Origin of the sequence: Streptomyces ruber (assembly GCF_014648075.1) — a bacterium.
In the GTDB taxonomy this organism is placed as follows: Bacteria; Actinomycetota; Actinomycetes; order Streptomycetales; family Streptomycetaceae; genus Streptomyces; species Streptomyces ruber.
On sequence record NZ_BMQK01000003.1, the window covers coordinates 58,092 to 82,823 of the forward strand.

The following is a 24,732-nucleotide window of genomic DNA, read 5'->3' on the forward strand; positions in this document are numbered from 1 at the left end:
GACTCGTTCGTCTAGAAGAAGCCCAGCTTCCGAGGGCTGTAGGAACAAAGAATGTTCTTCGTCTGCTGGTAGTGGTCCAGCATCATCTTGTGGGTCTCGCGGCCGATGCCCGAGCCCTTGTAGCCGCCGAACGCCGCGTGGGCCGGGTAGGCGTGGTAGCAGTTGGTCCAGACGCGGCCCGCCTGGATGGCGCGGCCCGCGCGGTAGGCGGTGTTGACGTCGCGGGTCCAGACGCCGGCGCCGAGACCGTACAAGGTGTCATTGGCGATCTTCATGGCGTCGTCGAAGTCCTGGAACGACGTCACGGACACCACCGGCCCGAAGATCTCCTCCTGGAAGATCCGCATGCGGTTGTCGCCCTCGAAGACGGTGGGCTGGACGTAGTAGCCGCCCCGCAGCTCGCCGTCGTACTCCACGCGTTCGCCGCCCGTGAGGACCTTGGCGCCCTCCTGCCGGCCGATGTCCAGGTAGGAGAGGATCTTCTCCAGCTGGTCGTTGGAGGCCTGGGCGCCGATCATCGTCTCGGTGTCGAGCGGGTGGCCCGCCTCGATCTGCTCGGTGCGGGCGACCGCGGCCTCCATGAAGTCCGCGTAGACGCCCTGTTGCACCAGCGCGCGGGACGGGCACGTGCAGACCTCGCCCTGGTTGAGCGCGAACATGGTGAAACCCTCGAGCGCCTTGTCGCGGAAGTCGTCGTCCGCCGCCCAGACGTCGTCGAAGAAGATGTTCGGGGACTTGCCGCCGAGTTCGAGCGTGACCGGGGTGATGTTCTCGGAGGCGTACTGCATGATCAGCCGCCCCGTCGTGGTCTCGCCCGTGAACGCCACCTTCGCCACGCGCGGACTCGACGCGAGCGGCTTGCCCGCCTCCACGCCGAAGCCGTTGACGATGTTCACCACGCCCGGCGGCAGCAGATCGGCGACCAGGCCCATCCAGTAGTGGATCGACGCCGGGGTCTGCTCGGCGGGCTTCAGGACCACCGTGTTGCCCGCGGCGAGGGCCGGTGCCAGTTTCCACGTCGCCATCAGGATCGGGAAGTTCCACGGGATGATCTGCGCGACGACCCCGAGCGGCTCGTGGAAGTGGTACGCCACCGTGTCCTCGTCCAGCTCCGCGAGCGAACCCTCCTGCGCGCGGATCGCCCCCGCGAAGTACCGGAAGTGGTCGATCGCGAGGGGGATGTCGGCGGCCAGTGTCTCCCGGACCGGCTTGCCGTTCTCCCAGCTCTCGGCGACGGCCAGGGCCTCCAGGTTCGCCTCCATGCGGTCGGCGATCCTGCGCAGGACGTCCGCCCGTTCGGTGACGGACGTACGGGCCCAGCCCGGCGCCGCGGCGTGGGCGGCGTCCAGCGCGCGCTCCACGTCGTCGGCGGTGCCCCGCGCGACCTCCGTGAAGGGCTGCCCGTTGACCGGACTCGGGTTCTCGAAGTACTGACCGCCGGCCGGCGGCACGTACTCCCCGCCGATGAAGTGGTCGTAGCGCGCCTCGTACGAGACGATCGCGCCGTCGGTACCGGGCGCCGCGTAACGCGTCATGACTGCCTGCCTCCCGAGGACACGCTGCCCGCCGTCGGACAGCTCTCGGCGCCGAGGCTAGGGAGGGGGAGGTTGCGCGGACGTTGCGCTCCTCGGGTGCGTACGCCGTGCCGCCGGGCGTGCCCATCCCGGTGGCGCCGCCAGCTCCGACTCCAGCTCCGCCGTGCGCGAGCACACCGCGGCCGTCGGCCGGACCGCCGCCAGCGCGCGCCACACGTCGAGGTCGTCCTCGCCCCATGGCGCGTGCACCCAGTCCGCCAGCAGGTCGGGGTCGCCCCGCGCGACGAGCGCCGTGCGCAGCGCGTCGGCGAGCCGGTGCCGCAGCCGCACCACCGCCGGGGCCCGCGAAGCGGGGAGCAGCGGGCCCCCGTACGCCGCCACCGCCGCCGTGACCGCCCCCGTCTCCAGTCTGCGTTCCACCACGGTGACGTCCGACTCGACCGGCACCGTGAGCCGGTACGGACGGGACGCCAGCAGCCCGGGGCCGAGCAGTCTGCGCAGCCGGGCCAGTTCCGCGCGCAGGGTCACGGGCGTCACCGACCCGTCCTCGTACAGCGCGCACAGCAGCGCGTCACCGGTCAGCCCCTCGGGGTGCCGGGCGAGCAGCACCAGGATCTCGCTGTGCCGCCGGCTGAGCACGATCCGGCGGCCGCCGGCCAGCAGTCCGGCCTCGTCACGGCCCAGCGCGGTCAGTTCGAGCACGTCGTCCGCGCCCGCGCCGGGCGGTGCCAGCAGCGCGAGATGGGACTCCGCCGCACGCGCCACCGCCTGGACGAAACCGAGGCTGTGCGGATGCGCGAGACCGTCGCCTCCGGTGATGTCGACCGCGCCGAGCACCCGCCCCGTGCGCGGATCGTGCACCGGAGCCGCCGCGCAGGTCCACGGCTGGACCCGGCGGACGAAGTGCTCGGCCGCGAACACCTGCACCGGCCGGCCGAGGGCGACCGCCGTGCCCGGCGCGTTGGTGCCCACCGCGCTCTCCGCCCAGCGGGCACCCGGCACGAAGTTCATCCGGTCCGCCCGGCGCCGGGTCGTGGGATGTCCCTCCACCCACAGCAGTCTGCCCTGCGCGTCGCACACCGCCAGCAGGTGCTCGCCGTCCGCCGCGAACGAGCCCATGAGCTCTCTGACCAGCGGCATCACCCGGGCGAGCGGGTGCTCCGCGCGGTAGGCGCCGAGGTCCCCGTCCATGAGCTCCACGCCGGCGCCGCCGTCCGGGGCGACCCCGGCGCGCGCGGAGCGCCGCCACGAGTCGGCCACCACGGAACGCACGGGCCGCTGCACCGTGCCGCCCTCGGTGAACCTGTCGTGGGCGCGGCGCAGCGCCCGTACGCGCTCGGCGGGATCGGCCCCCGGCTCCAGGGCCACCCACGGATCGGTCAACTCGGCCTCCCCGGACGTGTCGTGGCCGAAAGGGTCGCGGCTTTCTCCCATGGTCACTCCCGCCAGGGATCCGGGACAAGGAGCGTGCAGCCGTCCCGCGTTCCCTTCTCCGCTCTCAGGCGCTGTTGACGAGCCGCAGGTAGCGCGCCCAGTCCCAGTGCGGGCCGGGGTCGGTGTGGTCGGTGCCCGGTATCTCGTGGTGGGCGATGATGTGGGCGCGGTCCTTGGGGATGCCGTGTCGGTCGCAGATCGCCGCGGTCAGTGCGGCGGACTGTTCGTACAGGGCGTCGGTGAACCAGGAGGGCTGTTCCACCCGGCCCTCGTGCTCGATGCCGATGCTGCGCGTGTTGTGGTCCCAGTCGCCCGCGTGCCAGGCGATGTCGCGCTCGCGGACGCACTGTGCCACGCTCCCGTCCGCGGACCGTACGAGGTAGTGCGAGGACACCCCGTTCCGCGGGTCACGGAAGACGGACAGGGTGTTCCGGTACGTCGTCTGGGTCACGTGGATCACCACGAGGTCGACGGAGCGGGGCGCCGGGACGCCGGCCGCCGTGGCGGCCGTGTAGTTGGCCGGGGAGGCGGGCTCCCACACTCCCCGCGGGTAATCGGGAGCCCGGGGACGTTCACCCGCGCGCGGGGCGGGCAGCAACGCGTAGGGGACCACGGCGAGGGCGGTGCCCCGCAGCACGCGGCGTCTGCTGGGTGACGGTCCGGAGCGCTCCACGGGTCCGCCTTTCCTGCTCTCCTGAGTCCGGGCATGGGCGAGTACGGGCGTGGGGTGAGTACGGGCTCGGAACGAGTACGGGGGGGATGGTGCGTGCGTTCGATGCCACCCCTCTGATCACGCCGGTGGCGGAGCCGCGGTTTCACGTGGCCGGGATGTGATGCGCTCCGTCCGGCACCCGCCCCTCACGACCGCCCGGACACCGCCGCCGGATCGTCGAGCACAGCCCGTACCACCGAGTGCGCCGCGCCCAGCAGCGGTCCCTCGGGGCCCAGCCGGGACACGGTCACCGCGCGGGCGGGCCCGGTGGTGCGCCGGGACAGCTCCCGCTCCAGCGCGGGCAGGAGCCACGGCGCCAGGTCGGCCAGCGCGCCGCCCAGGACGACCGTCTCCGGGTCCAGCAGGTTGACGGCGCCGGTCAGCGCGATGCCGAGTGCGGAGCCGGCGCCGCGCAGGGCCCGCCGTACGTCCTTGTCGCCCCCGGCGGCGCGCTCGGCCAGCAGTCCCACGCGGTCCTCGCCGGGCTCCACCCCGGCCGCCCGCAGGACGGCCTCCTTGCCCGCGTACTGCTCCAGGCAGCCACGGCCCCCGCAGGCGCACGCCGGTCCCTCCGGACGCACCGGTACGTGCCCCAGCTCGCCCGCGAACCCGCGCGTACCGCGCAGCAGCCGGCCGTCGACGACCAGGGCGGCGCCGATGCCGATCTCGGCCGAGACGTGCAGGAAGTCGCGCGGGACGCCCTCGCCGAGCCAGAGTTCGGCGAGCCCGCCGAAGTTGGCCTCGTTGTCCACCGTCAACGGCAGGTCGTCCGGCAGCAGCGCGCCGAGGTCCGTGCCGTGCCAGTCGAGGTTGGGCGCGCGGACCACCGTACGGGCGTCCCGCGCCACCAGACCGGGCACGGCCACCGCGAGCCCGGCCGGCCACAGCCCCTCCCGTTCCGTCTCGGTGACCACCTGGCGCACCAGCGCGGTCAGTTCACCGATCACCGGCCCGGGGCGGCGGCCGCGGTTCGCGGCGTGCCGCACGGCACGCGCGCGTACCTGCCCGCGCAGGTCGACCGCGCACACCTCGAGATGGTCGACGCCGACCACGGCGCCGATCCCGGCGGGGCCGCGGTCGCTGAGGGCGAGCGCCGAACCCGGCCTGCCCACCCGCCCGGCGCGGCCCGGCCGTTCCGGCCCCAGCTCGTCGAGCAGCCCCGCGCGGATCAGCTCGTCCACCAGGGTCGAGACCGCCGCCCGGGTCAGGCCGATGCGGGAGGCGACGGCGGCGCGGGACAGCGGCCCCTCGGCGTGGACGGTGTGCAGGACCCGGGAGAGGTTGCGGCGCCGCATGCCCTGCTGGGTGTCGGGCAGCCCGCGGCCGGGGCCCGCGGGGAGGGCCTCGTGCGGCGGTGCGGTCATGCCTCCGCTCACCTCTTGGTCAGTCACTCCGTCAGTCCTCGTCCGGCCGGTCCCCGCGCGGGCGCCGGGCACGCCGCACGTGTACGGCGCCCGCGGGGCTGTTCTCGTCAGGGCGCGCGTCCACGCCCGCGCGCCGCCCGTCAGCTGCTGCCGGGCTCCCGCTCCAGGAGGGGCGCCGCGTCGGAGAGTACCCCGGAGATCCTGGTCATCGTCGCCTCGTCCCGTTCCACGGCCGTGAGGACCGGCCCGCGCGCGGTGTTCCAGCGACGGGCGACCGCCGCCGGGTCCTCCCCGGTCAGCAGACCGGCGGCCTGGGCGGCGGCACCGAGCGCGACCAGCTCCTTCGCCTCCGGCACCTGCACCGGACGCCCCGACAGCCGCAGCACCGTCCGCTGCCAGGCCGTGCCCCGCGCGCCCCCGCCGATGAGGAGCAGCGGCGCGGAACGGTCCGCGTCCTCGTCGAGCACCAGGTCCAGGGCGCCCAGCAGCGCGTGCACCGCGCCGTCGTAGGCGGCCTGGAGGAGCTGCCCGGCCGTCGTGTCGTGCCGCAGCCCGTGCAGCAGGCCGGAGGCGTGCGGCAGGGCGGGGGTGCGCTCGCCGTCGAGGTAGGGGAGCAGGGTCACGTCCGTGCCCGGCTCGACGGCCTCGCGGTCCAGGTTCAGCAGCGCGGCCAGCCGGTCCACGGCGAGTGTGCAGTTCAGGGTGCAGGCCAGCGGCAGCCAGTCACCGCGCGCGTCCGCGAAACCCGCCACGGTGCCGGTCGGGTCGGCGGGGCGGCGCGTCGACACCGCGTACACCGTCCCGGAGGTGCCGAGGCTGAGCACCGGGGTGCCGGGGAGCAGTCCCAGGCCGAGCGCCGCCGCCGCGTTGTCGCCCGTCCCGGGCGCCACCAGCGTGCCCTTGGCGAACGGCAGCTCACCGGTGTCGCGCACGGTCCCGGCCACCTCGCCCGGCCGGACGACCCGCGGCAGCAGGGCGGGGTCCAGCCCGACGTGCCCGAGGATCTCCTCGTCGTACGCCTCCGTCCCCGAGGCCCACCAGCCCGTCCCCGAGACGTCACCGCGGTCCGTCGTGCCCTGCCCGGTCAGACGCTCGGTGAGGTAGTCGTGCGGGAGGCGTACGGCGGCGGTGGCGCGGACGGACTCGGGCTCGTTCTCGGCGAGCCAGGCCCACTTCGTGACCGTGAAGGAGGTGGACGGCACGCTCCCGGTGCGCTCGGCCCACCACTTGGGCCCGCCCAGTTCCGCGACCAGCCGGCGGGTCTGCGGCGCCGACCGCACGTCGTTCCAGAGCAGCGCCGGGCGTACCGGGTCGCCCTGGGCGTCCAGCGTGACGAGCCCGTGCTGCTGGCCGCCGATCGACACGGCCGCCGCCTCGCGCGCGGGGGCGCCGCACTGTTCCAGCGCCGCGCACAGCGCCTCCCACCACTGCCGCGGATCGCTCTCCCGGGCCGTGCCGGGGGAGACGGTGTGCGGCGCCTGTCCGCTCGCCACCACCTGTCCGGTCGACGCGTCGACGACCAGGGCCTTGGTGGACTGGGTGGACGTGTCCACACCGACGACGAGCGGACCTTCGGCTGCTGACATCGGGCTCTCTCCCTCTTCCGCGGCTCGCGCACCTCAGGACATCCGGTCTCTTCCCAGAGATGCGTTCGCATACTAATTTGTCAATCGCCATGACGAAATAGTCGGAGCGAGCAAGGAGCCGCGGCATGAACTACCAGCCCACCCCCGAGGACCGGTTCACCTTCGGCCTGTGGACCGTCGGCTGGCGGGGCAACGACCCGTTCGGCGACGCCACACGGCGTGCCCTGGACCCGGCCGAGTCGGTGCGGCGGCTGTCGGAACTCGGGGCCTACGGGGTGACCTTCCACGACAACGACCTGATCCCCTTCGGCGCCTCCGACAGCGAGCGCGAGGCGCACATCAAGCGCTTCCGGCAGGCCCTGGACGAGACCGGCATGAAGGTGCCGATGGCCACCACCAACCTGTTCACCCACCCGGTGTTCAAGGACGGCGGCTTCACCGCCAACGACCGGGACGTGCGCCGCTACGCGCTGCGCAAGACGATCCGCAACATCGACCTGGCGGTCGAGCTCGGCGCCGAGACCTACGTGGCCTGGGGCGGCCGGGAGGGCGCGGAGTCGGGCGGCGCCAAGGACGTGCGCCTGGCGCTGGAGCGGATGAAGGAGGCCTTCGACCTGCTCGGCGAGTACGTCACCGCCCAGGGCTACGACATCCGCTTCGCGATCGAACCCAAGCCGAACGAGCCGCGCGGCGACATCCTGCTGCCCACCGTCGGGCACGCGCTGGCGTTCATCGAGCGCCTGGAGCGGCCGGAGCTGTACGGGGTCAACCCCGAGGTGGGACACGAGCAGATGGCCGGGCTGAACTTCCCGCACGGCATCGCCCAGGCCCTGTGGGCGGGCAAGCTGTACCACATCGACCTCAACGGCCAGCACGGTACCAAGTACGACCAGGACCTGCGGTTCGGGGCCGGGGACCTGCGGGCCGCGTTCTGGCTGGTCGACCTGCTGGAGGACGCCGGCTGGACCGGGCCGCGGCACTTCGACTTCAAGCCGCCGCGCACCGAGGACCTGGACGGCGTGTGGGCGTCGGCCGCCGGCTGCATGCGCAACTACCTGATCCTCAAGGAGCGGGCCGCGGCCTTCCGCGCCGACCCCGAGGTGCAGGAGGCGCTGCGTGCCTCGCGGCTGGACGAGCTGGCACAGCCGACGGCCGCGGACGGCCTCGAAGCGCTGCTCGCCGACCGGTCCGCGTTCGAGGAGTTCGACGTGGACGCGGCCGCCGCGCGCGGGATGGCGTTCGAGCGCCTGGACCAGCTGGCCATGGATCACCTGCTGGGGGCGCGGGCCTGAGGCGTCGTGCCCTGACGGCTGGGTGAGCCGGGAGCGGGGCCGGGGCGGCTTCGGGTCACGCCCGGTGCAGCGGAAGCACTCGCTCCGCGCCATGGGTGTGCCACAACTCCCGTACGCGGGGTGTGGTGCGGCCGGCCGGGGGCGGCCCTGGTGGGTATGACCATGCCGCCCCCGCCGCCCCGGCCACCGCAGGACGCTTCCGGCGGCCCTTCCGGGGGCCGCCGGAAGCCGCTGCTCGTCCTGCTCGCCGTGCTCATGGGCCTGGCCGTCGCCGCCGCCGTGTTCCTGGCGGTCACCGGAGGGAACGGCTCACCGGACGAGAGGGCGCCCGTCGGGAGCGGTCCGGGCACGGGGCGTACCTCCCCGACGTCGCCGCCCGACGTCGCCGCCCGGCGTCCCGACGGGCGTCCCGACGGGCGTCCCGAGCCGCTCCGCGCGGTGGCCAGACGCGGGCGGCGCGGCGCAGCGAGAGCAGGGCGTCCAGACGCGCGCGCGGGCCGAAACCCTCGGCTCCCGCCCACACCGCCGGGGCGTCCGCGACCAGCCCGGGATCGTCCAGGCTGTGCACCTGCGGTACGGCACGGAAGGTCAGCCGCGCCTCGTCCGGCCCGGCCGACGCGAGCCCGGGCACCTCGACGCGCAGCGAGAGGCGTACGCCCGCGTCATGCCCGGCGGCGGCATCGGCGGCCCAGGCGCGCAGTCCGGGTACGTGCCGCGGCTCCGGGACCGCGAAGACCGGACCGCCCGCAGCGAGCGCCGCCGCGGGTGAGCGGGGGAGCGCGTCGGCGACCGCGTCGAGAAAGCCGCGCAGCAGCCGCTCCGGGTCCGGCAGCCGGAGGGGGCCGCCGTCGGTCGTGAGCACGGGGGCGGTCCTGGGCACGGCCGTGGTCACGGGCACGGTGGCGTTCACGGGCACGGCGTGTGCTTCGGGCGGCATGGCCGCGGTCAGTTCGCGGATCCGGTCCACGTCCTCCGCGCGCAACGGCCCCGCGCGCCATGCGTCGTGATCGGCCGCGGACGGACCTGGCAGCAGCAGTCCCCGCGCGGCGAACCGCAGTGCCAGCAGAGCCGCCGTCGCCCAGAAGACGGTGGCCCGGTGCGCGTGCGCGACGGCACGCGCGCGTGTGAGGACCGGCAGGGCGGAGCGCACGGGCAGCAGGGCGGTGGGTATGGTCACCGCCTCGACGCCCCCGTCGCCGGGCACGACGACGGTGAGCTCACCGACCGGGCCGGAGGCGGGCACGGGAGGCCGTACGCCGTCAGGGCGCCAGAAGGCCACACGACCGGTACGTGCCGGATCACCGGGCACGAAGACGGCACAGCAGCGGGCCAGTTCGGCGAGTCGGGCAGGTGGTGCCGCGAGCTGGTTCTGCACAGCGATGGCACACTACTCAAGTTTCACTACTGACTCCGAGCGGTTGACGGTACAGCATCCCGCCTTCCTCCCACAGTGCTCCCGTGGTGCCATGAGGAGGTGCCGTGAGGCGGTGCCGTGAGGCGGCGCCGTGAGGTGGCGCCATGGGCCATGTCAGGGCACATCTCAGGGTCGTATCAGGGACACCTCGGGGTCACGGCTCGGAACTGCGCACGGCGCGGGCCCGTTCCCGGGACAGACAGCGGTAGTGGCCGCGAAGGAGGCGACGAGATGTCGAAGAACGCGAAGATCGCCGCAGGGGGTGTGGCGGCCGGGCTTCTCCTGATGATCTGGCTGCCCTGGTGGGCAGCCCTGTTGATAGTCCTCGGAGTGCCGGCGGCGGCGTACCTCACGCTGGACCCTGCTCAGCGGCGCAGGCTGCGCCGCGTGTCGCGCAAGGAGCTCGGCCGCTGAGCAGGTGGCCGCCGGCCCGTCGCCCAGCCGGGCCGTACCGCCGTTGCCGTCGGTCCTGACCGCCAGGGACCAGCCATGGCCGTCGGCACGGAGGAGCCGGGCGTCGCCCGGGGCGAAGGCGAAGGAGGAGCGGACACGCCCCGGGGGCGGCGGCGCGTCCGCATGCGCGCGTGCCTCCGCGAGCGCACGACGGATACGGCCGCGGGTGCCGTCGCCCGTGCCCGTGTCCTTCGCGGACATACGTACGGGTCGGGGGCCACGGGCCGCGCGTACGGACCGGGAACGCATCGGCTCGGCGCGGCCCGCCGTTCAGGCGGCGGGCAGGCCGAGGAGGTCGCGCGCCACCGTCCGCGGCGTCTCGTCCCGTTCCCGCGCGAGCGCGATGACGGCCCGGCACGCCAGCTCGCTCACCCCGAAGGAGAGTGCCTCGGGCGACACCCATGTCGTGGTCTCGTCGATCTGGTCCTGGTCGTCCTCGGCGCACGCCGAGATGTACGCCGCGGCCGCCTCGAAGAGGTTGGGCCTCTTCTGCCGGCTGCCCGTGTTCGCGTCCGCGCGCAAGGAGTTGAGGAATCTGCTGGTGGACTTGTGGAGCCTGCCGAACATGTGGCTGCCCTCCCCGTGTGTCGCCCCGCACGATCACTCATGCCTTCCCTCCTCAAACGTAGGGTCGGGAGCCCCGCAGCAGAAGAGGAGGCACACGGTGGGCGGCCCGGACGGCTGCGGCCCGGACGGCTGCGGCCCGGACGGCGGTCGGGAGCCGGGCGACCGGTTCAGCGGCCGCGCACGGCCAGCGCGAGGAAACGGTCGTCCTCGTCGGCGTACGACGTCATGCGCCAGCCGGAACGGGCCAGCAGCGGACCGAGGTTGTCCTCGGCCCGCAGGTCGTCCGGTGTGAGACGCCGCCCCTGGCGTGCCGCGAGCGCGGCTCTGCCGATGGGGTGGAAGAGAGCCAGCGTGCCGCCGGGACGGACGACCCGTGCGAGTTCGCGCAGACCCGCGACGGGGTCCGGGAGATGGGCGACGAGCCCGGCGGCGAACACCGCGTCGAGCGACTCGGCCCGCAGGGGCAGGGCCGCCACGTCGGTGAGCAGCAGCCGCCCGGCGCCGTCGCGTCCCGTTCGTACCGCGGCCTCCAGCATGGCCGGAGTCAGGTCCGCTCCCAGGACCGTCCCCGAGGGACCCACGGCGGCGCGCAGCGGCGTGAGGGCCCGTCCGGTGCCGCAACCGGCGTCGAGCACCCGGTCTCCCGCGCGCAGCCCCAGCTCGGCGACCGCGGCCGCGTAGGCGGGCCCGTCGTCGGGGAACTTCGCGTCCCAGCCGGCCGCACGGGCCGTGAAGAACGCCTGGACGTGGGTGCGGTCGCCGCTCATCCCCACATCATTCCCCACCGGCACCCGGTGCCGCCGCGCGAGGCGATCGAGATCCGAGGGCGTGCCCGGGGGCCGGGGGCGGGTCCGGGGGCGTGTCCGAGGGGCCGGGGCGGGTCCGGGGGCGTGTCCGAGGGTGTTCCGCTCACATCGCTCCGGCTGGTACTCGGCTTCCGCTCCTCACCCGGCGACGAACGCGCGCAGTCGGTCAGGCCGATCGAAATCCGGCCGAACCCCACGGAGGCGCCCGGTTGTTGCCATGATGCTGTCTTCGCAAGTGTGTACCGACATCGACATCTGCCGGCACTCCCGAGAGAAGTGATCGATGGTCTCCGAGCACTACGACGCCACCGGCGCGGACACGACCGTCCTGGCGTTGAAGATCCTGATCGCCGGTGGTTTCGGCGTGGGCAAGACCACCCTGGTGGGAGCACTCAGCGAGATCCGGCCGCTGCGCACCGAGGAAGTGCTGAGCGAGGCGGGCCGGTCCGTGGACGACACCACGGGCGTGGAACGGAAGAAGGCCACGACCGTGGCCATGGACTTCGGGCGCATCACCATCAGGCCCGACCTCTCGCTCTACCTGTTCGGCACCCCTGGCCAGGACCGTTTCTGGTTTCTCTGGGACGAGTTGGCGCACGGCGCACTCGGTGCGGTCGTCCTCGCGGACACCCGGAGGCTCGGGGACTGCTTCCCCGCGGTGGACTACTTCGAGCACCGGAACATCCCGTTCGTGGTCGCCTGCAACTGTTTCACCGGCGCCCGCACCTACGAGCCGCGCGAGGTGTCGCGCGCCCTCGATCTCGACCCGGGCACTCCCGTGCTCCTCTGCGACGCGCGCGACCGCGAGTCGGGGAAGGAGGTGCTGATACGGCTCGTCGAGTACGCCGGGCGGATGCACACCGCCCGCCTGCTGGACTCGGTGAGCTGACTTCCCTCTTCGCTCCCGCGAAGCAATGGTGGCCAGAAGTCCCGAGGGCTGCGAGGACCTCGTCCCGTCGGGAGCTTCCGGCGCTCGCCGCATCCGCTCGTCGGTCATCTTCCGTGTCATGGCTCCAACCCGCTTGCCCGCGCCGTTGAGGTGGGGAAGGCTGATTCGTCGGATCCTCCGCCCAGGGAGGAGCGACCTCAGGGGGGCACCGACGATGCCGCGGCGCACGGGACTCGGCTGGCTGCTGGACGACCTGATAGAGCGTGTCCCACACGTGCGGCACGCCCTGGTGCTGTCCGGCGACGGACTGGTGACGGAAGCGAGTACCGGCCTGCGGCGCGAGGACGCCGAACACCTCGCCGCCGTGGCGTCCGGGCTGCACAGCCTCGCCAAGGGTTCCGGCCGGCACTTCGGCGCGGGAGAGGTGCGGCAGACGGTGATCGAGTTCGACGACGCGATGCTCTTCGTCACCGCGGCCGGCGAGGGCAGCTGTTTATGCGTGCTGAGTGCCGTCCAGGCCGACGTCGGAGAGATCGGTTACGAGATGACCCGGTTGGTGAACCAGGTCGGTGAACATCTCGGCGTGGCCGCCCGTCCATCCGAGCGATCTTCCACACCGGAGTTCTGACCTGCACATTCCGTGCTGACACGAAAGTTGTCCACAGGCTCGCCCGCGATGTCGGGCGAACTGGCTACGGTTTTTCCCACGCAGGCGCCGAGCGGCGCCGGCACGTCGTCGCACGGGGGAGAACCGTCATGTCCGGCACCCTTTCGGGGAAACGCCCAAGCCGCACCGCCACCACCCACGGGGCACCGCTCTCACCGAGTCGTGCCGCACGGGAACTGGGGCTGAAGCGCCGGGAGTTCGACCTGGCCGTCCACCTCGGACGCATCTGGACGACCGAGGACGGAGGCGGCGGCCCCCGCGTCACCCGGGCGGAGATCGACCGGGTCCGCGCCGGGGAGGGCTTCCCCGGGGAGCTGAAGGAGTGCCTCAAGATCGTGGGCACTGCGGAGGGAGCCGCCCTGATGGGAGTGGCGGGCGCCCGGTTCACGCGCCTCGCGCGACTGGGCCGGGTGATTCCCGTTGACTTCTACCTCAACCGTTACCGGGCGGTGGTCTGGCTCTACCGGGCGGAGGACCTGCGCCGGTTCGCCGCGGACGAGGCGAACGCGCCTCTGCTGGACGGCCGGACACCGGACGACCTGCGCGAACGACTGGAGGCAGGAGTGGACCTCCGCCCCCGTGCCTGGCGTGGGCGCCATCTCGGGCACCTGCTGGACCGGGCCCACGACCCCTGGGCGCGGGCCGCGGCGATGGCGTCCTTCCTCGATCCTGTCCAGATCGCGGAGCTCGTTCCGGACCCGTACGAACGGGCCCACCTCAACCGCCTGCGCCCCGCCCGGCCCGTCCACGGGGCTCCGGACTCGCCGATCGTCCAGATCACCGCCCGTGTCACCACGGCGGACGACCCGGACGAGATCGCCCGGCTGCGCGCCGGCGTGCGGCAGACTCTCGCCGAGGCAAGGGAGCACCGGCCGGCGCCACGGCCGACGACCGCCCCGGAAGCCGAACCACGGCCGGTCCCGCGTCCCTCGCCCCCGGACTCACCGCCCCTGGACTCACCGCCCCTGGACTCACCGCCCCGCGAGGCACCGGCACCGGGAAAACGACGAGGTCTGCTGGGGCGATGGCGCCGCAGGCGCCTTGACGGACCGCCACCCGACAGGCGCTCTACATCACCCGAGTCATCCTGCTCACCCCAGCCGCCCTGCTCACCCCAGCCGCCCAGCTCACCCCAGCCGCCCAGCCCACCTCAGTCGCCGAGCCTGCGGAACAGCCCCTCCTGCACCACGGAGACCAACAGCCGGCCCGCGCGGTCGTAGATGCGCCCACGCGCCAGCCCGCGACCGCCCACCGCGATCGGGGACTCCTGGTCGTACAGGAACCACTCGTCCGCGCGGAACGGCCGGTGGAACCACATCGCGTGGTCCAGCGACGCCATGTCGAACCCGCGCGGGCCCCACAGCGGCTCCACCGGGATGCGGACGGCGTCCAGCAGCGTCATGTCGCTCGCGTACGTCAGCGCGCAGGTGTGCACGAGCGGGTCGTCCCCCAGCGGCCCGACCGCGCGCATCCACACCGCGCTGCGCGGCTCGGCGCCCACGACCTCGTCGGGTGTCCAGCGCAGCCGGTCCACGTACCGGATGTCGAACGGCTGGCGCCGGGCCATGCGCTCCAGCTGCTCGGGGAGCGCGCCCAGGTGCTCCCTGATCTCCTGGGCGACCGTCGGCAGCGACTCGGGGTCCGGCACCTCGCGGGCCGGCGGCAGCTGGTGCTCGAAGCTCCCCTCTTCAGGCTTGTGAAAGGAGGCGGTCAGATTGAAGATCGTGCGGCCCTGCTGCACGGCGGTGACGCGCCGGGTGGTGAACGACCGCCCGTCCCGTACCCGCTCGACCTGGTACACGATCGGCACACCGGGACGGCCCGGGCGCAGGAAGTACGCGTGCAGCGAGTGCACCGGCCGGTCGCCCTCCGTGGTGCGCCCGGCGGCGACCAGGGCCTGGCCCGCGACCTGGCCGCCGAAGACCCGCTGCAGGGACTCCTGCGGACTGCGGCCGCGGAAGATGTCGACCTCGATCCGCTCCAGGTCGAGCAGGTCGACGAGTCTCTCGGCCGGGTTGGTCGTCATGTGCTTGTCTCTCCCGTGCTCGTGCTCAGAGCTGTCCGACGTCGGTGACCTTGACGACGGCGCGTCCCTCGGCGTCGGAGGCCGTGAGGTCGACCTCCGCGCTGATGCCCCAGTCATGATCGCCGTTCGGGTCGGCGAAGGTCTGGCGGACGCGCCACAACCCGTTCTCCGGCTCCTCCTCGATCATGAGCAGCCGCGGGCCGCGGGCGTCCGGACCGGTGCCCAGCTCCTCGTACTCGTCCCAGTACCGGTCCATCGCCTCGCCCCACCGCTCGGCGTCCCAGCCGGACTCGGCGTCCAGCTCGCCGAGTTCGTCCACCTGGTCGAGCGCCGCGAGCTCGACGCGCCGGAACATGGCGTTGCGGACCAGGACCCGGAAGGCGCGCGCGTTGGCGGTCACCGGTTTGACCTGGTCGGCCTTCTCCTGGGCCTCCTCGGCCGTCATCTCCTCCGGATTGGCGAGCTGCTCCCACTCGTCCAGCAGGCTGGAGTCCACCTGGCGCACCATCTCGCCGAGCCAGGCGATCAGGTCCTCCAGGTCGTCCGACTTCAGATCGTCGGGGACGGTGTGATCCAGGGTCTTGTAGGCACTGGCGAGGTAGCGCAGCACGATGCCCTCGGTGCGGGCGAGCTCGTAGAAGGAGACGAACTCGGTGAAGGACAGCGCCCGCTCGTACATGTCGCGGATGACGGACTTCGGCGACAGCGGATGGTCGCCGACCCAGGGGTGGCTCTTGCGGTACGTGTTGTACGCGTGGAAGAGCAGCTCCTCCAGCGGCTTCGGGTAGCCGATGTCCTGGAGCCGCTCCATGCGCTCCTCGTACTCGACGCCGTCCGCCTTCATCGCGGCCACGGCCTCGCCGCGCGCCTTGTTCTGCTGGGCGGCGAGGATCTGCCGCGGGTCGTCCAGCGTGGACTCCACCACGGACACCATGTCCAGGGCGTACGAGGGCGACTCCGGGTCCAGCAGTTCGAACGCGGCGAGCGCGAACGTCGACAGGGGCTGGTTCAGCGCGAAGTCCTGCTGGAGGTCGACCGTGAGACGCACGATGCGGCCCTCGGCGTCCGGCTGGTCGAGCTTCTCCACGATGCCGCCGTCGAGCAGCGAGCGGTAGATGGCGATCGCCCGGCGGATGTGCCGGAGCTGCTGCTTGCGCGGCTCGTGGTTGTCCTCCAGGAGCCGTCGCATCGCCTCGAAGGCGTTGCCGGGACGGGCGATCACCGACAGCAGCATCGTGTGCGTCACCCGGAACCGGGAGGTCAGCGGTTCCGGCTCGGAGGCGATCAGCTTCTCGAAGGTGTTCTCCGTCCACCCGACGAAACCCTCCGGGGCCTTCTTGCGGACCACCTTGCGGCGCTTCTTCGGGTCGTCGCCGGCCTTGGCGAGCGCCTTCTCGTTCTCGACGACGTGTTCGGGGGCCTGGGCGACCACGAAGCCCGCCGTGTCGAAGCCGGCGCGCCCGGCACGTCCCGCGATCTGGTGGAACTCACGGGCGCGCAGGGTCCGCACCCGATTGCCGTCGTACTTCGTCAGGGCCGTGAACAGTACGGTGCGGATCGGCACGTTCACTCCGACGCCGAGCGTGTCCGTGCCGCAGATGACCTTCAGCAGACCGGCCTGCGCCAGCTTCTCCACCAGCCGCCGGTACTTCGGCAGCATGCCGGCGTGGTGGACACCGATCCCGTGCCGTACGTAGCGCGAGAGGTTGCGGCCGAACTTGGTGGTGAACCGGAAGTTTCCGATCAGCTCGGCGATCTGGTCCTTCTCCTCGCGCGTGCACATGTTGATGCTCATCAGCGCCTGGGCCCGCTCCACCGCCTGGGCCTGCGTGAAGTGCACGATGTAGACGGGCGCCTGCTTCGTCTCGAGCAGCTCGGTGAGCGTCTCCGTGAGCGGGGTGACGCGGTACTCGTAGGAGAGGGGGACGGGCCGGGTCGCCGAGCGGACCACCGAGGTGGGGCGGCCCGTGCGCCGGGTGAGGTCCTCCTCGAACATCGAGACGTCGCCGAGGGTCGCCGACATCAGGATGAACTGCGCCTGCGGCAGCTCCAGGATCGGGATCTGCCACGCCCAGCCGCGGTCCGCCTCCGCGTAGAAGTGGAACTCGTCCATCACGACCTGGCCGACGTCCGCGTCCTTGCCGTCACGCAGGGCGATCGACGCCAGCACCTCGGCGGTGCAGCAGATGACGGGCGCGTCGGCGTTCACGGAGGCGTCGCCGGTGAGCATGCCGACGTTCTCGGTGCCGAAGAGCTTGCACAGCTCGAAGAACTTCTCCGAGACCAGCGCCTTGATCGGTGCCGTGTAGAAGGTGACCTCGTCCCGGGCGAGCGCCGCGAAGTGCGCACCGGCGGCGATCATGCTCTTGCCGGAGCCGGTGGGGGTCGAGACGATCACGTTCGCCCCGGAGACCACCTCGATCAGCGCCTCCTCCTGATGCGGATAGAGGGTGAGACCCCGTTCCTGGGCCCATGCCTCGAAGGCTTCGTAGAGGGCGTCCGGGTCGGCGGTCTGCGGCAGCTGATCGATGAGGGTCACGGACCCATCTTGCCTGCCGTCCCACCCGATGCGGGAATCGGCTGCCGCCCTGAAGATCATGAACGTTACGCTGTGGCGCCGACGGAGAGTCACCGCGCACGGCCAACCGGGCAGCGGCACAAGAGAAATGGGGCGGGAAGCGGCCATGATGGGACCAGCACACTCACTGTCGGGGGCCGCGGCCTGGCTCGGCGTCGGGGCGGCCGCCGCCGCGGCCGATCGCCCGATGCCCTGGCCGGTCCTGCTGGTCGGCGCGCTGATCTGCGCCGGCGCCGCGCTGGCCCCGGACCTCGACCACAAGGCGGCCACCATCTCGCGGTCCTTCGGACCCGTGTCGCGCTGGCTGTGCGAGATCGTCGACAAACTGTCGTACGCCGTCTACAAGGCGACGAAGGGGCCGGGCGACCCGAGACGCTCCGGCGGGCACCGCACCCTGACGCACACCTGGCTGTGGGCGGTGCTGATCGGTGCGATCTGCTCCGTCACCGCGATCACGGTGGAGCGGTGGGGCGTGCTCGCCATCCTCTTCGTGCACATGGTGCTCGCCATCGAAGGCTTGCTGTGGCGGGCGGCCCGCGGCTCCAGCAGCGACGTCCTGGTGTGGCTGCTGGCCGCCACCAGCGCCTGGATCCTCGCGGACATCCTCGACCAGCCGGGCAACGGGGCCGACTGGCTGTTCACGGCGCCGGGCCAGGAGTACCTGTGGCTGGGGCTGCCGGTCGTCCTCGGCGCGCTGGTGCACGACCTGGGCGACGCCCTGACGGTCTCCGGCTGCCCGGTCCTGTGGCCGATACCGGTGGGCCGCAAGCGCTGGTACCCCGTCGGCCCGCCGAAGGGGATGCGGTTCCGCGCGGGCAGCTGGGTCGAGCTGAAGGTGCTGATGCCCGTGTTCATGGTGCTCGGCGGGGTGGGCGCGGCGGCGGCGCTCAACGTGATCTGAGCGGCGGGGAGCCTCGCCGTCGCCCGCCTGCCGTCACCGGCGCCGCCTCAGGCCGTACCCGTGCCTCCGATGCCGTCGCCGATCCCCTCGCCGCTTCCGCCGTAGCGCCGCTCGAACTGCGCGATGCGTCCCTCCGTGTCCACGGTCCGGGCCCTGCCGGTGTAGAAGGGATGACTTTCCGCGGAGATCTCGACGTCCACGACCGGGTACGTCTCGCCGTCGTCCCACTCGATCGTCCGGTCGCTGGTCGCGGTCGACCGGGTGAGGAAGGCGAAGCCGGCGGCCCGGTCGCGGAAGACGACCGGGTGGTAGTCGGGGTGCTTGTCCTGCTGCATGGGTGCTCCTTCGCTGGGGAGGGTGGTCCGGGCCGGGCGGACGGCGGCGTCAGCCGGGGGAGGGCGGGGTGTCCATGTCCCATCGCTCGTCGTCGACTATGTGGATCGCGGCCTCCTCGGCCGAGGAGGCCGCGCCGTCGATGCCCACGTCGGTGGCGACCAGATCCTTCTCCTCGTCCTCGTGCGCGCCTTCGTCGGGGGCGACAAGACGGCCCGCGCGGATGTCGCCCACCTCGTTGTCCAGGAGTTCCCCGTCCGAGTCCACCCAGTCGCCGATCCCGTCCCCCTCGGACGGCGCCACGTCCGGGACCTCCTCCGCCAGCCGCTCGTCCAGACTCTCGCCCTCCCGCCGCTCCGCCGCCGTCACACCGGTGTGCTCCACGGCCCACGGCCGCTCCGGCGGCGACCAGCCCCGGTCCAGCGGATCGTTCACCCCGTCGTCCTCCAGGGTGTCCTCGGCGTCCAGCAGCCCCGCGTCGTCCTGGATCTCGGACGCGTCGGGCTGGTAGACGTCGTCCCCCCACTCTCCGGCGCTGTCCACGGTGCCTCCCGTCGTTGTCGGTCGGTGAGCGGAACCGGTGCCACGTCCAGCGTTCCACCGGCTCTCGGGCCGGTGCAACGGCAGAGCTCGGCACCGGCCCGGTGGTCCTGCCGCCCGGTCCTGCCGCCCGGTCCGGTCAGCCGTGCCAGGACCGCCACAGCGCCGCGTACGCGCCGTCGGCCTCGACCAGCTGGTCGTGGCTGCCCAGTTCGCTGATGCGGCCGTTCTCGACGACGGCGATGACGTCGGCGTCGTGCGCGGTGTGCAGCCGGTGGGCGATGGCGATCACGGTGCGGCCGTCGAGGACACGGGAGAGGGAACGCTCCAGGTCGCGGGCCGCACGCGGGTCGAGCAGCGAGGTCGCCTCGTCCAGGACCAGGGTGTGCGGATCGGCCAGCACCAGCCGGGCCAGCGCGATCTGCTGGGCCTGCGCCGGGGTGAGCGCGAGCCCGCCCGAGCCGACCCCGGTGTCCAGCCCGTCGTCCAGCGCGCGGGCCCAGCCGTCCGCGTCGACCGCGCCGAGCGCCGCCCACAGCTGCGCGTCGGCCGCGTCCGGGCGGGCCAGCAGCAGATTGTCCCGCAGGGAGCCCACGAAGACGTGGTGCTCCTGGTTGACGAGGGCCACATGATCGCGGACGTCCTCGGCGGGCATCCGGGACAGCTCGGCGCCGCCCAGGGTGACCCGGCCGCCGCGGGGCCCGTAGATCCCGGCGAGCAGCCGGCCCAGCGTGGACTTGCCCGCGCCGGACGGGCCCACGAGGGCGAGCCGGGTGCCGGGGGCGACGCTCAGGGACACCTCGCGCAGCACGTCGACACCGGCCCGGTAACCGAAGCGCACCCCGTCCGCGCGCACGTCGTGCCCGTCGGGGACCACGGTGGAGTCCCCCGCGTGCGGCTCGATCTCCCGTACGCCCACCAGCCGGGCCAGCGACACCTGCGCCACCTGGAGCTCGTCGTACCAGCGCAGGACCAGGCCGATCGGTTCGACGAGCATCTGCGCGATGAGGGCGGCCGTGGTCAGCTGGCCGACGCCGATCCAGCCCCGCAGCACGAACACCCCGCCGATCATCAGCACCGAGGCGAGAACCGTGGTGTGGGTGAGGTTGACGACCGGGAAGAGCACCGAGCGCAGCCACAGGGTGTACCGCTCCCACGCCGTCCACTCCCTGATCCGCCGGTCCGACAGCGCGATCCGGCGCTCGCCGAGCCGGTGCGCCTCGACGGTGCGGCCGGCGTCCACGGTCTCGGCGAGGGCGGCGGCGACGGCGGCGTACCCGGCGGCCTCCGACCGGTAGGCGGAAGGCGCGCGCCGGAAGTACCAGCGGCAGCCGAGCACCAGCAGCGGCAGGGCGAGCAGCACGGCCGGCGCGAGCGGCGGCGCGGTCACGGCGAGCCCGCCGAGCAGCAGCACCGCCCACACCACACCGATCGCGAGCTGCGGCACCGCCTCGCGCATCGCGCTCGCGAGCCGGTCGACGTCCGTGGTGATCCGGGACAGCAGATCACCCGTCCCGGCCCGCTCCAGCACCCCCGGCGGCAGCCCCACGGACCGTACGAGGAAGTCCTCGCGCAGGTCGGCCAGCATCCGCTCGCCGAGCACGGCCCCGCGCAGCCGCACCTGCCGCACGAACACGGCCTGTACCAGCAGGGCGGCGACGAACAGCCCGGCCGTGAGTTCCAGACGCAGGTCGCGGGCGCCCTCGGAGACGCGCTCGACGAGTCCGCCGAGCAGGTGGGGACCGGCCATCGAGGCGACGACGGCGACGGTGTTGACGGTGACGAGCAGGGCGAAGGGCCGTCTGTGCCGTCGTACCAGCTCGGTCACGTAGCCGCGTACGGTGCCGGGCGAGCCGACGGGCAGGGTGCTCGCCGTCGTCGGGGCGGCCGGGTCGTGGGCCGGCGGTGCCACGCCGATCATGCTGTCTCCTCGATCTCTTCAAGCGCCGCCCGCACACCGAGCACGGTGGCCCTGTCCGGCGCGCGCACACCGTGGACGGCGGTCGCGTCGACCGGTGCGCCGTGCCGGTCGGCCTCCTCGTCGGTCTCGCGGGTGACCACCGCCCGGTACCGGGGTTCGGCGCGCAGCAGGTCCTGGTGCGTGCCGACCGCGACGACCGTTCCCTCGTGGATCAGGACGACCCGCTCCGCGCGGTCCAGGAGCAGGGGCGAGGTGGTCAGGACGACCGTCGTGCGGCCCGCCCGGAACGAGCGGATCCCCTCGGCGATCCGGGCCTCGGTGTGCGAGTCGACGGCGGACGTCGGCTCGTCCAGGACCAGCACCTCCGGGTCCGTGAGCAGCGACCGGGCGAGGGCGAGGCGCTGCCGCTGGCCGCCGGACAGGGACCGGCCGCGTTCGGTGATGCGCGCGTCCAGCGGATCACCGGCGTCGGGCGATCCCTGGACGAGGGAGTCCAGCACGTCCGCGCACTCTGCGGCGTCCAGGGCGTCCGCGGCGTCGACGGCGCCGGAGGCGGGCACGTCGAGCAGTTCGCGCAACGAGCCCGACAGGAGCACCGGGTCCTTGTCCTGGACGAGAACGGCTGTGCGGGCGCAGGTGAGCGGCAGGTCGTCCAGCGGCACGCCCCCCAGGAGCGCCGAGGAGGTCTTTCCGGAGGCGTCCTCCTCCGTCGCGTGGCCGCCCAGCCGTTCAGCCAGCCGCCCCGCCGCGTCCGGGTCGCCGCACACCACGGCGGTGAACAGGCCGCCGGGAGCGAGGAGTCCGGTCTCCGGGTCGTACAGATCACCGGACGGCACGACGGCCTCGCGTGTCCCCTCGGTGTCCGTGGCCCGCTCCAGCGACAGCACCCGGGCGGCCCGCCTGGCCGACGGCCGCGAGAAGGAGTACGCCATGGCGATCTCCTCGAAGTGCCGCAGCGGGTACGCCAGCAGCATCACCGCGCTGTACACGGTGACCAGCTCGCCCACCGCGATGCGCCCCTCGCGGGCCAGCCGCACGCCGTACCAGACGACCGAGATCATGAGCAGCCCCGGCAGCAGGATCTGGACCGCCGCGATGAGCGACCACATCCGGGCGCTGCGCACGGCCGCGTGGCGCACCTCCTGCGAGGCGCGGCGGTACCGCCGCAGGAACAGGTCCTCGCCGCCGATACCGCGCAGGACGCGCAGCCCCGCGACGGTGTCGGAGGCGAGTTCGGTGGCGCGCCCCGCCTTCTCGCGCTGGACCTCGGCGCGCCGGGTCGCGGCCGGCAGCAGCGGGAGAACGGCGAGCGCCAGGACCGGGACGCCCGCGGCGACGACGACGCCCAGGGCCGGCTGGTACACGAGCAGTCCGGCGCAGACCACCACGACGGTGAGCGCGGCCGCGGTGAAGCGCGACACCGCCTCCACGAACCAGCCGATCTTCTCCACGTCATTGGTGGACACCGCGACGACCTCACCGGCCGCCACGCGCCGGGTCAGCGCCGAGCCGAGCAGGGCGGTCCTGCGGGCCAGCAGCTGCTGGACGCGTGCGGCGGCGGTGATCCAGTTGGTGACTCCCGCACGGTGCAGGAAGAGGTCGCCCACCGCGATGCCCGCGCCGCACAGTGCCAGCAGTCCGCCCGCGAGGGCGAGTCCGGCACCCGAGCCGTCGACGACCGCCTGCACGGCCCGGCCCACCCCGAACGGCAGCCCGCAGACGGCCGTGAAGTGCAGCAGGCCCCAGGCGAGGCACTTGAGCTGCCCGCCGAGCTGTTCGCGGAAGAGCCACCACAGGAAGCGGGGCCCCGAGCGCGCGTCCGGCACACCCGGGTCGGGGAACGGGAGGTCTTGGATCTGCATGGTGTCCCAGTGACTCGTGATCGGAAAGCGGACAGGAGCGGACAGGAGCGAACAGGGGCGGACGGGAGCGGACGGGAGCGGACGGGAACGGACAGGAGCGGACAGGAAGGATGAGGGAGAAGGGCGGGAGGAAGTGCGGGGAATGCGAGGACGTGCGGCAAGTACGAGAGGTGCGAGAGGTGCGAGAGGTGCGAGGCGTGCGAGGCGTGCGAGAGGTGCGAGAGGTACGGAGACGTGCGTGACCCGTGAGGTGCGGGCCGGTGCGGTCGAGAGCCGGCCTCGGGGACCGTCCGCGCGCCGCCCAGGTCGGTGGCGAGCTGTGAAAGGCTCCGTCACCGGGTGTCGGCGGGCAAACGCTTTTCCGCGAAGTGGCAAAGATTCGGCCTGCTTTCCTCGTGCACGGCCGGGAGCGGCCGGGGTACGGGCCGCCGCGGCGGCGCACGGTGCGACGATGGAGCGCATGCGAACAGGCGGTGCGAGCGGCGTGATACGGGCACGGGCCGCCGCGGCGGTCTGCGGCGCCCTGGTGATGTCCCTGGCCGGATGCGGGGGTACGGACGGCGGGAGCGGAACGCAGGGCCAGGGAGCCACCGGTGGTCCGACGGGCCGGGCCAGGGCGGGCACCGTCGGGCTCGAACGCATCCCGGACGTCGGCGACCGCCTCCAGCGGCGCATCCCCGACGACTCCCGTCAGGTGGTGGCCGTCTACGGCGAGGGCGAGAACGACGCGGACTCCACCGTCGTCCTCTACGCCAAGAACGGTTCCACCTGGGACCTAACCCGCAGCTGGCAGGGGCACAACGGGAAGAAGGGCTGGACCACGGACCACCACGAGGGCGACAACCGCAGCCCTGTCGGCGTGTTCACGCTCAGCGACGCGGGCGGTGTCCTGGCCGACCCCGGCACGAAACTGCCGTACACCCGGTCCGCGTCCTTCCAGGCCCCGCGCTCCTGGGCGAAGTCGCACTGGCACGACTTCGACTACGTCATCGCGATCGACTACAACCGCGTCAGGGGCACCTCGCCGAACGACCCGACCCGCCCCGGGGGCCGGTCCGAGGGCGGCAGCATCTGGCTGCACATGGACCACGGCAGCGGGACGTCCGCGTGCGTGAGTCTGTCCCGGTCGGGGATGGAGTACCTGCTGCGCACGCTCGACCCCGAGCTGCACCCGGTGATCGTGATGGGGGACAGGGCGGAGCTGCAGGCCTGACGGCCCGTCACCACGTCACTTGTCGCCGTCCGCCGTCACGACGGTCCGGCCGTCGCCGTCCGCCGCGACGGCGCTTCGGCCGTCGCCCGCCTGTGTGATGACGGTCCGGTCGTCGCCGTCCGTCGCGGGACGCGCCGCGTCCCCGTCCGTGGCCATCACCTCCGGCGGTATCCCGTCGAACAGGGTGTCCAGCAACCCGCCCAGTACGGTGCGCTGCTCGTCCGTCAGCGGGGCGAGGATCTCCTCGGCCGCCGTGCGGCGTGCCCGGCGCAGCTCCCGCAGGACCGCGCGCCCTTCGTCCGTGACCTCGATACGGATGACGCGACGGTTGGTGGGATCGGGCACCCGGCGCACCCGTCCGCTCGCCTCCAGCCCGTCGACCAGGGTCGTCACGGCCCGGGGCACCACCTCGAGCCGCTCGGCGAGGTCGGCCATGCGGGGCGGCGCACCGTAGTGCGCGAGCGTGCGCAGCAGCCGGGACTGCGCCGGCGTGATGCCCAGTCCGCACCGCTCCAGATGGCGCTTCTGGATGCGGTGCACGCGCCGGGTCAGGCGCAGCAGCTGCTCCGCGAGCAGGCCGTCGGCGTCGGGAGAGGTCATGCCGGAACAATATCAGGATGCCGTTCATTGTGAGCATAG

19 protein-coding genes and 3 pseudogenes are annotated in these 24,732 nt (G+C 73.0%); 7 read left to right on the forward strand and 15 right to left on the reverse strand.

The window, feature by feature from the left end:
* Positions 1-11: 11 nt before the first annotated feature.
* The 5 genes from exaC to xylB all read right to left on the reverse strand — a co-directional run bounded on the left by exaC (position 12) and on the right by xylB (position 6,631).
* The gene (exaC, locus tag IEZ04_RS08420) at positions 12-1,535 is read right to left on the reverse strand and encodes an acetaldehyde dehydrogenase ExaC (protein WP_189216094.1); all 1,524 of its coding nucleotides are present in this window, start codon (positions 1,533-1,535) and stop codon (positions 12-14) included.
* A gap of 57 nt (positions 1,536-1,592) precedes the next feature.
* Positions 1,593-2,969 (reverse strand): GAF domain-containing protein, encoded by a 1,377-nt coding sequence (locus IEZ04_RS08425; RefSeq protein ID WP_189216095.1) that lies wholly within the window; start codon positions 2,967-2,969, stop codon positions 1,593-1,595.
* A 64-nt stretch (positions 2,970-3,033) separates the two neighbouring features.
* A complete protein-coding gene (locus IEZ04_RS08430) occupies positions 3,034-3,642 on the reverse strand; it encodes an N-acetylmuramoyl-L-alanine amidase (RefSeq protein WP_189216096.1) in 609 nt (202 codons plus the stop codon).
* 185 nt (positions 3,643-3,827) lie between these two features.
* Positions 3,828-5,045 carry an ROK family transcriptional regulator gene (locus IEZ04_RS08435; protein WP_189216097.1) on the reverse strand — a complete coding sequence of 406 codons (1,218 nt, stop codon included), beginning with the start codon at positions 5,043-5,045 and terminating at the stop codon, positions 3,828-3,830.
* Positions 5,046-5,185: 140 nt separating this feature from the next.
* Positions 5,186-6,631: a xylulokinase gene (xylB, locus tag IEZ04_RS08440; protein WP_189216098.1), complete on the reverse strand. Its 1,446-nt coding sequence runs from the start codon at positions 6,629-6,631 to the stop codon at positions 5,186-5,188.
* A gap of 125 nt (positions 6,632-6,756) precedes the next feature.
* On the opposite strand from xylB, the gene xylA reads away from it, so the two are divergent.
* Entirely contained in the window at positions 6,757-7,923 is a 1,167-nt protein-coding gene (gene xylA / locus IEZ04_RS08445) for a xylose isomerase (RefSeq protein WP_189216099.1), read from the forward strand.
* A gap of 436 nt (positions 7,924-8,359) precedes the next feature.
* Here the strand turns inward: xylA and IEZ04_RS08450 are convergent.
* Positions 8,360-9,298 (reverse strand): annotated as a pseudogene (locus tag IEZ04_RS08450) (ATP-dependent helicase); the annotation flags it as partial.
* A gap of 270 nt (positions 9,299-9,568) precedes the next feature.
* Between IEZ04_RS08450 and IEZ04_RS08455 the strand changes: the two are divergent.
* Positions 9,569-9,751, forward strand: coding sequence for a tail-anchor membrane protein (locus IEZ04_RS08455; protein ID WP_189216100.1), 183 nt, complete (start codon positions 9,569-9,571; stop codon positions 9,749-9,751).
* Between the two features lie 309 nt (positions 9,752-10,060).
* Here IEZ04_RS08455 and IEZ04_RS08460 read toward each other — a convergent pair whose 3' ends face one another.
* Together IEZ04_RS08460 and IEZ04_RS08465 are read right to left on the reverse strand one after the other, a co-directional pair.
* A complete protein-coding gene (locus IEZ04_RS08460) occupies positions 10,061-10,357 on the reverse strand; it encodes a hypothetical protein (protein ID WP_189216101.1) in 297 nt (98 codons plus the stop codon).
* A 167-nt stretch (positions 10,358-10,524) separates the two neighbouring features.
* Complete coding sequence (locus IEZ04_RS08465; RefSeq protein ID WP_189216102.1) at positions 10,525-11,124, reverse strand: class I SAM-dependent methyltransferase; 600 nt, start codon at positions 11,122-11,124, stop codon at positions 10,525-10,527.
* Between the two features lie 322 nt (positions 11,125-11,446).
* Between IEZ04_RS08465 and IEZ04_RS08470 the strand changes: the two genes are divergently transcribed.
* The 3 genes and pseudogenes from IEZ04_RS08470 to IEZ04_RS08480 form a co-directional block, all read left to right on the forward strand.
* Positions 11,447-12,052, forward strand: coding sequence for a GTP-binding protein (locus IEZ04_RS08470; RefSeq protein ID WP_189216103.1), 606 nt, complete (start codon positions 11,447-11,449; stop codon positions 12,050-12,052).
* Positions 12,053-12,266: 214 nt separating this feature from the next.
* Positions 12,267-12,680 carry a roadblock/LC7 domain-containing protein gene (locus IEZ04_RS08475; protein WP_189216104.1) on the forward strand — a complete coding sequence of 138 codons (414 nt, stop codon included), beginning with the start codon at positions 12,267-12,269 and terminating at the stop codon, positions 12,678-12,680.
* A 128-nt stretch (positions 12,681-12,808) separates the two neighbouring features.
* A pseudogene (locus IEZ04_RS08480) lies at positions 12,809-13,759 on the forward strand (DUF6397 family protein); the annotation flags it as partial.
* Positions 13,760-13,869: 110 nt separating this feature from the next.
* Here IEZ04_RS08480 and IEZ04_RS08485 read toward each other — a convergent pair.
* On the reverse strand, positions 13,870-14,745 hold the full coding sequence (locus tag IEZ04_RS08485; RefSeq protein WP_189216106.1) for an acyl-CoA thioesterase: 876 nt from the start codon (positions 14,743-14,745) through the stop codon (positions 13,870-13,872).
* A 25-nt stretch (positions 14,746-14,770) separates the two neighbouring features.
* Complete coding sequence (locus IEZ04_RS08490; protein WP_189216107.1) at positions 14,771-17,284, reverse strand: DEAD/DEAH box helicase; 2,514 nt, start codon at positions 17,282-17,284, stop codon at positions 14,771-14,773.
* A 145-nt stretch (positions 17,285-17,429) separates the two neighbouring features.
* On the opposite strand from IEZ04_RS08490, the gene IEZ04_RS08495 reads away from it, so the two are divergent.
* Positions 17,430-18,224, forward strand: a complete 795-nt coding sequence (locus IEZ04_RS08495; protein ID WP_189216108.1) for a metal-dependent hydrolase — start codon at positions 17,430-17,432, stop codon at positions 18,222-18,224.
* A gap of 47 nt (positions 18,225-18,271) precedes the next feature.
* Here the strand turns inward: IEZ04_RS08495 and IEZ04_RS08500 are convergent, their stop codons facing one another.
* From IEZ04_RS08500 to IEZ04_RS08515, 4 genes are all read right to left on the reverse strand, one after another.
* Positions 18,272-18,559 carry a type B 50S ribosomal protein L31 gene (locus IEZ04_RS08500; RefSeq protein ID WP_189216109.1) on the reverse strand — a complete coding sequence of 96 codons (288 nt, stop codon included), beginning with the start codon at positions 18,557-18,559 and terminating at the stop codon, positions 18,272-18,274.
* Between the two features lie 49 nt (positions 18,560-18,608).
* Positions 18,609-19,100, reverse strand: a complete 492-nt coding sequence (locus IEZ04_RS08505) for a DUF5709 domain-containing protein (RefSeq protein WP_189216110.1) — start codon at positions 19,098-19,100, stop codon at positions 18,609-18,611.
* A gap of 136 nt (positions 19,101-19,236) precedes the next feature.
* On the reverse strand, positions 19,237-21,018 hold the full coding sequence (locus IEZ04_RS08510; RefSeq protein WP_189216111.1) for an ABC transporter ATP-binding protein: 1,782 nt from the start codon (positions 21,016-21,018) through the stop codon (positions 19,237-19,239).
* Positions 21,015-22,880: an ABC transporter transmembrane domain-containing protein gene (locus tag IEZ04_RS08515; RefSeq protein WP_189216112.1), complete on the reverse strand. Its 1,866-nt coding sequence runs from the start codon at positions 22,878-22,880 to the stop codon at positions 21,015-21,017. Before IEZ04_RS08515 ends, IEZ04_RS08510 begins: the two co-directional genes overlap by 4 nt.
* A gap of 460 nt (positions 22,881-23,340) precedes the next feature.
* Between IEZ04_RS08515 and IEZ04_RS08520 the strand changes: the two genes are divergently transcribed.
* Complete coding sequence (locus IEZ04_RS08520; protein ID WP_189216113.1) at positions 23,341-24,093, forward strand: hypothetical protein; 753 nt, start codon at positions 23,341-23,343, stop codon at positions 24,091-24,093.
* A 165-nt stretch (positions 24,094-24,258) separates the two neighbouring features.
* Here IEZ04_RS08520 and IEZ04_RS08525 read toward each other — a convergent pair.
* Positions 24,259-24,693, reverse strand: a pseudogene (locus IEZ04_RS08525) (MarR family winged helix-turn-helix transcriptional regulator); the annotation flags it as partial.
* Positions 24,694-24,732: the final 39 nt, after the last annotated feature.